2 protein-coding genes are annotated in these 1,884 nt (G+C 56.7%); both read left to right on the forward strand.

The window, feature by feature from the left end; genetic code table 11:
* Positions 1-3: 3 nt before the first annotated feature.
* Positions 4-1,032 (forward strand): IS21 family transposase, encoded by a 1,029-nt coding sequence (gene istA / locus ACMV5H_RS25435; RefSeq protein ID WP_414822793.1) that lies wholly within the window; start codon positions 4-6, stop codon positions 1,030-1,032.
* Positions 1,029-1,820: an IS21-like element helper ATPase IstB gene (istB, locus tag ACMV5H_RS25440; RefSeq protein ID WP_414822792.1), complete on the forward strand. Its 792-nt coding sequence runs from the start codon at positions 1,029-1,031 to the stop codon at positions 1,818-1,820. Before istA ends, istB begins: the two co-directional genes overlap by 4 nt.
* Positions 1,821-1,884: the final 64 nt, after the last annotated feature.

A 1,884-nucleotide genomic window follows, 5' to 3' on the forward strand; every position in this document is an offset into this window, starting at 1 on the left:
CCGATGCTAACATTGGAGTTAAGAGTGGAGATTGCTGTTCTTCGTCGGCAAGGCATGTCCATCCGTGCTATTGCCCGTCATTTGGGGTGTTCCCGCCAGACTATCCGGCGCTATATACGCATGGGGGATGCTGTGTCATCGTCCCGTTATTCCACCAGAGCTCCTCGCCCGGGCAAGCTTGCCCCCTTCAAGGCGTATATCAACGAACGTATCGAGGCCGCACGACCACACTGGATCCCCGCCAGCGTTATGCTTCAGGAGATCCGCGAACGAGGATACACCGGGGGCTACAGTATGCTGACCGCTTATCTGTTCCCGTTGAAGCAACAGCCCGTTGAGCCGGTGGTCCGTTTTGAGACCGACCCGGGCGAACAGATGCAGGTCGACTTCACCATCATTCGTCAGGGGTCTAACCCTCTCCTGGCTATAGTCGCCACGCTGGGCTGGAGCCGGGCTACCTACGTCCGCTTTTACGCGAACCAGGATACCGCCGCATGGTGCGACGGGATCGAGCATGCTCTGGCCTTTTTTGGTGGTACGCCACGGCATCTGCTGTTTGATAATGCGAAGGCCATTATTCTGGAGCGGGACGCGTATGGTGAGGGCCTTCACCGCTGGAACCCTGCTCTACTGGCTGTAGCCGAGAAGTACGGCTTTACGCCCCGGGTTTGTCGGCCCTATCGCGCTAAGACCAAGGGGAAGGTCGAACGCTTTAACCGCTACCTCAAGGAGAGTTTTGTCGTGCCGCTGGCGACGACGTTCAAGCAGTCGGGTTTGCTACTGGATGTTGACTCTGCCAACGCCCGTATAGGGGCATGGCTTGTTCATACGGCTAACGCCCGTAAGCATGGCACTACCGGAGTACCTCCTGACCAGCGATTACAGAAGGAGCTGGCAGCTTTGCTGCCGCTACCGGTGACCAGACCGCTCTCCGTTCCCCGGCTGACTGATGCTCCACGTCGGGCTCTGCCGGTGGAGAGTATTCAGCACCCGCTGTCGGTTTATCAGTCCTTACTGGAGGGGCGTTCATGAGCGACCTTCAACATCAACGTATAGATGAACTATGCCAGCAGTTTCGCCTTGATCGTATTGCCTCCGAGTGGCCTGCACTGGCCCAGAAGGCGATAGATGACGCCGCGTCATTCGGGGATTTTCTTGAGCAACTTTTGAAGCTGGAGGCCGACAGCCGGGATGAACGTCGGCGCCAGACATTGTTACGTCTTTCTGGTTTGCCAGCGGTCAAGACGCTGGAACAGTTCGACTTCAGGTTCGCCAGCGGAGCCCCCCGGACGCAGATACAGGAGCTGGCCAGTCTGGCGTTCGTCGAGCGACAGGAGAACATCGTGTTCCTGGGGCCATCTGGCGTGGGTAAGAGCCATCTTGCCGCAGCCCTCGCATATCGGTGTGCCATGGCCGGGCTGAGTATCCGGTTTATCACCGCGGCGGACATGATGTTGCAGCTGGTTGCGGCTCATCGTCAGGGTGAACTAAAAGGCTATCTGAACCGCATCATTCACAAGCCCCGACTGCTGGTGATCGACGAGATCGGTTATCTGCCGTTCGGTAAAGAGGAAGCCAACCTGTTCTTCCAGGTTGTCGCCAGACGCTACGAGTCGGGCAGCCTGATATTGACCAGTAATCTGCCGTTTACACAGTGGTCAGGAACCTTCGGGGATGATGAGACGCTCACAGCAGCAATGTTGGATCGTTTGCTGCATCACGCCCACATTGTTCAGATTAGTGGACAAAGTTATCGGCTGAAGGACAAGTTAAAAAGTGGTCAGTTGAAGAAGCCGGCAACCGCCGACATTTCTGGCTAACCGCTAACAGGGGTGGGTCAGATTTACTTTGGCAGCCTGGGTCACTATTCGATTGGCATTGACA

It is taken from the genome of Serratia sp. N21D137 (assembly GCF_047530005.1).
GTDB lineage: Bacteria > Pseudomonadota > Gammaproteobacteria > Enterobacterales > Enterobacteriaceae > Chania > Chania fonticola_B.